Raw genomic sequence first — 5022 nt, 5'->3', positions numbered from 1 at the left:
ATCAAGTCCGCGACCGGCATCCGCGACACCGTTGTGTGGAGGAAGCTGTTCCGGTTTCAGCGCGACGGCGTAACCGGCGCGATCGACAAGCTGGAACGCATTGGTGGCTGCATCATCCCCGACAGAGTCGGCCTCGGCAAAACCTTCACCGCGCTTGCCGTCATCAAATATTACGAATTGCGCAATCGCTCGGTTCTCGTGCTTTGCCCGAAAAAGCTGACGGACAACTGGCTCAACTACAGCACCAACCTCAAAACCAACCCCTTCGCCCGGGACCGGTTCAACTATGATGTGCTGTGCCATACCGACTTGTCGCGGACATCGGGCACCTCCAACGGGATCCCGCTCAACCGGGTAAACTGGGGCAATTACGACCTCGTCGTCATCGACGAATCCCACAATTTCAGGAACAATGACGCCTTCAAGGAGAAGGAAACCCGCTACCAAAAGCTGATGAACCAGGTCATCCGGGCTGGGGTCAAAACCAAAGTCCTCATGCTGTCGGCGACCCCGGTCAACAACCGCTTCAATGACCTGCGCAACCAGCTCGCCCTCGCCTATGAAGGTCAATCTGACATTCTTTCCGAGAAGCTGAACACCACATCCAGCGTTGAGGAAATCTTCCGCAGAGCCCAGGCCGCGTTCAACCGCTGGTCGAAACTGCCTCCGGAACAACGGACCGCCGAAACAATCCTTACGGAGCTCGATTTCGACTTCTTCGAATTGCTCGACAGCGTCACGATCGCCCGGTCGCGCAAGCACATCACGACCTTCTACGACATGACGGACATCGGGCGCTTCCCAGAGCGCCGCAAACCGCTGTCGTTTCGTCCGCCGCTGACAGAGCTGTCTGGCACGATGGATCTTAACACCATCGTTGCGCAGCTGACATTGTTGAAGCTCTCGGTTTACGCCCCGACCAGCTACATTCTACCAAGCCGTCTCGTCAAATATGAGGACCTCTACGACACTGACGTGTCGAGCGGCGGCGGCAAGCTGCGGCAGGCCGACCGCGACAAGAGTTTGCAGGCGTTGATGACCGTCAACCTGCTCAAGCGACTTGAGAGCTCAATCCATGCGTTCCGGCTCACACTTGGTTCGCTGGCTGAAAACATCCGCAAGACATTGGACGTGGTCGACAGCTACCGCTCTGGCGCGGGCACCGGCGCCGTCGTCGACTATGCCGACGATATTGACGCGCTTGAGGCAGAGGATGACGAACTCGAAGGTCTCGGAGCCTTCCGCGTCGGCGGCAAGATCCGGATCGACCTTAGCGACATGGACGTCCCAGGTTTTGCCCACGATCTGCAAGCAGACCTCGCGCTGATCGAGGCGCTGCAGGCCGATATGGCGCGGATTACGCCCGAGCATGATGCCAAGCTTCAGCATTTGAAGGCGCTCATTGCACAGAAGCTGGCGGAACCGATCAACCCCGGGAACCGCAAACTGATCATCTTCACGGCATTCGCCGATACCGCACATTATCTCTACGATCAGATTGCGGCTGAGGCTTTGTCCCAGCAGAAGATCCACACTGGCCGTGTCACGGGGTCAGATGCCCCCAAATCGACGTTGGGTAAGGGCTATGATTTCCAGACTCTGCTCACGTTGTTCTCGCCCCGCTCCAAGGAGAAGGCGGCGATCATGCCTGATGAGCCGGGTGAGATTGATATCCTGATCGCCACAGACTGCATCTCGGAAGGCCAGAACCTGCAAGACTGCGATTTTCTGGTGAACTACGACATCCACTGAAACCCTGTGCGGATCATCCAGCGGTTCGGGCGGATAGACCGCATCGGCTCGCCAAACGCGCAGATACAGCTGGCAAACTACTGGCCTGACATCACGCTCGATGACTACATTAAGCTGAAAGAGCGCGTCGAAAACCGCATGATCATTGCCGATGTTACCGCAACCGGTGACGACAATGTGCTGACGGCGAAGGCCAGCGACACGGCCTACCGACGCGAACAGCTGCGGCGCCTGCAGGATGAGGTCATCGATCTGGAGGATGTGCGTACCGGCATCTCTATTACCGACCTTGGCCTCAACGATTTCCGCATGGATTTGCTCAACTATGTGAAGGAACATGGCGATCTGGCAGCGGCACCCAAAGGGCTGCATGCGGTCGTGCCCGCCGATCCCGGCAAGGGGCTCGAGCCCGGCGTTATCTTTGCGCTGAAGGCCGTCGGCGGGGATGCAACTGCCAACCGGCAAAACCGGTTACATCCCTATTATCTGATCTACATGGGCGAAGATGGCAGCGTCGTTGCCGATCAGACCCAGGTGAAGCGCCTGCTTGATCTGGTCCGGACTGCGGCAAAGGGTGTCACAGCTCCGGTGGCAGAGGCGTTCCGCCCGTTCAATGTCCGCACCGCTGACGGGCAGGACATGAGTGGCCCATCCGGACTGCTGAACGGTGCGATCCGGGCGATGATCGACGCCAAGGAGGAGCGTGACCTCGATAGTCTATTCTCGACGGGTGCCACGACCGCACTGTCCCATACCATTCGCGGCCTGGATGATTTCGAGCTGATCGCCTTTGTTGTGGTGGAGCGGGCTGAGGCAGGAGCTGCGGCGTGACGCTTTATGCGTGGCCGGTGCGCACCGTGTTCGGCCGCGCCATCCCGAAGAGCCGGATATACAGTGCCGCGCAGCTTCCGCGTGCCATGCAGGCCAAATTCGTCGATCAGGTCGAACGCATGGAATGGACGCATGTGCTGCGGGCCGATCGTCTGAACCTGCAACCCTCGGCAGAAGTCGAGGAAATAGCAGTCATCGCAATCGACCTGCACACGCCGGACGTCGAACCAGCGGTGCTGCAAGCCATCGAAAAGGCGATCCCCCGACCATTGATCCTTGAGCTGCGCCATGGCGGGCGGGCTCGCATGGCTATGGCGTGGAAACGCCCCAGCCAGGCGGAGGCGGGCAAATGGGTGACCGCACCACACGCGTTTACCGCATGGCAGGCTGGCAACACACCGCGTGAGGCTCTGCCTACCGTGCTAGATATGGCGACGCTTTATGCCCGGTTGCTCGAACCCATGTTGCCGCCAAGTCAGGGCCCCGACGAACCGATTGCGGCCCGCGTCGCCCGTTCTGAGGAGGCGGCCCAGCTGGAGCGCGAGATCGCGCAAATGGAAGCTGGCGTAAGGCGGGAGAAACAGTTTAACAGGAAGGTCGAGCTCAATGCCGAATTGCGCGCCGCCAAGTCGCGCTACACGGTCCTCACGAGCAAAACCTGATCAGATAGAAGTGTGAATAGATTGCGCATGGATAAGTTGAAGATGCACAGCCCTGACCTTAGCCAGGACAATATCGCAAAAATTCGTGCATTGTTCCCTGATTGCGTGACCGAAGCCGCTGACGATCAGGGCACTATCCGCCTCGCCATCGATTTCGACCAGCTTCGCCAGACCCTATCCGATCATATCGTCGAAGGCCCGCAGGAGCGTTACAGGCTCGATTGGCCCGGCAAGCGCGAGGCACTGCTCACCGCAAACGCCCCAATCGCCAAGACCCTGCGTCCGTGCCGGGATGAAAGCGTCGACTTCGACACCACCCAGAACCTATTCATCGAAGGGGACAACCTCGATGCCCTGAAGCTCCTCCAAGAGAGCTATCTAGGCAAGGTGAAGATGATTTACATCGACCCACCCTATAATACGGGTAATGACTTCATCTATGAAGATGATTTTTCAGAGAATTCTGAAGACTTTCTCGTCCGAAGCAATCAGTCTGATGATCAAGGCGGAAAGTTGGTAGCAAATAATGAAAGCAATGGCCGCTTTCATTCTGACTGGCTGACGATGATTTTTTCCAGATTGAGAGTGGCAAAAAAACTACTTAAATCTGACGGAGTCATATTTGTCAGCATCGACGACGGAGAAGTCTACAATACGCGGATGGCCTGCAATGAGGTCTTCGGAGTAGAAAATTTTGTAGAGTGCTTCGTTTGGAAAAAGAGCTACGGCGGTGGCCCAAAAGAAAAGTACGCGGTGACGCAGCACGAATATGTATTGATGTATGCGCGCAATCTTGAAAGTCTTGCTCCATTCTCATTGCCATACGATCCGAAAAAAATTGACCGCTACTACAAGGGAAAAGATGAGCAATTTTCCATCCGAGGTCCGTTCCGTCTCAAGCCCCTTGAGGCAACCAAGAGCATGGATGCAAGGCCAAATCTTGTCTATGACGTGGAACTTAAGGATGGAAGAGTTATTCAGCCCAAAAGGCAATGGCTATGGTCGGAAGACAGAACCCTGAAAGCCATTGAAAAAGGTGAGGTAATTGTCATTGAGTCATCTCCGCCAACTCTAAATTATAAGCAGTACCTCAAAGATGAAAGCGGCATTGAGCGGGGCGAAAAGCCATTCAGTGTTATTGATGGTATTTACACTCAGCATGGCACAGAGGATCTTTCCTCTCTTTTTGATGGAAAAGTACTACTTCAATTCCCCAAGCCCATTGATCTGCTGAAAAATTTCATAATGATTGGGTTGGGGGAGGATCAAAATCCAATCGTGGTTGATTTTTTTGCTGGTAGTGGGACGACGGCGGCGGCGGCATTGCAGCTATCCAGCGAAACTGGCCGAAATCTTCGTTGGCTGCTGGTTCAGATTGCAGATCCGTGTGAAGACGGTTCTGCCGCTTATCGCGCAGGCTTTGCGACTATTGCGGATTTTACAAAGGAGCGCATACGCCGCGCAGGGAGAAAAATCCTCGAAGGCACACACCACGAAGGCTGGAACCGCGATGTCGGCTTCCGCGTGCTGAAGATCGATGGTTCGAACATGACCGACGTCTACTATCGCCCGGACGAGGTGAAGCAGGACGAGCTGTTCGGTCAGGTCGATAGCGTTAAGCCAGATCGCACTGCCGAGGATCTGCTGTTCCAGGTACTGATCGACTGGGGCGTAGAGCTAACCTTGCAGATTAACCGTGAAACCTTGCATGGCAAGACCATCTACTCGGTCGACGGCAATGCGCTGATCGCCTGTTTCGAAACTGGTGTTACCGATG

At 55.9% G+C, this 5022-nt stretch carries 4 protein-coding genes; all 4 read left to right on the top strand.

The features are described from left to right. Positions 1-1752, top strand: a 1752-nt coding sequence (locus tag Q0239_RS04665; protein ID WP_298599163.1) for a DEAD/DEAH box helicase, incomplete at its 5' end; no start/stop codon positions are given. Between the two features lie 6 nt (positions 1753-1758). Further along, positions 1759-2583 carry a hypothetical protein gene (locus Q0239_RS04660; RefSeq protein ID WP_298599160.1) on the top strand — a complete coding sequence of 275 codons (825 nt, stop codon included), beginning with the start codon at positions 1759-1761 and terminating at the stop codon, positions 2581-2583. Further along, complete coding sequence (locus tag Q0239_RS04655; RefSeq protein WP_298599156.1) at positions 2580-3245, top strand: DUF4391 domain-containing protein; 666 nt, start codon at positions 2580-2582, stop codon at positions 3243-3245. Before Q0239_RS04660 ends, Q0239_RS04655 begins: the two co-directional genes overlap by 4 nt. A 27-nt stretch (positions 3246-3272) precedes the next feature. Then, a partial coding sequence (locus tag Q0239_RS04650) for a site-specific DNA-methyltransferase (protein WP_298599152.1) occupies positions 3273-5022 on the top strand: 1750 nt, incomplete at its 3' end.

Source organism: uncultured Sphingorhabdus sp., from assembly GCF_937872355.1.
Taxonomy (GTDB): Bacteria; Pseudomonadota; Alphaproteobacteria; order Sphingomonadales; family Sphingomonadaceae; genus Sphingorhabdus_B.
The sequence above is the reverse complement of the archived record's forward strand: the minus strand, read 5'-3'. Positions and strand labels throughout refer to the sequence as shown.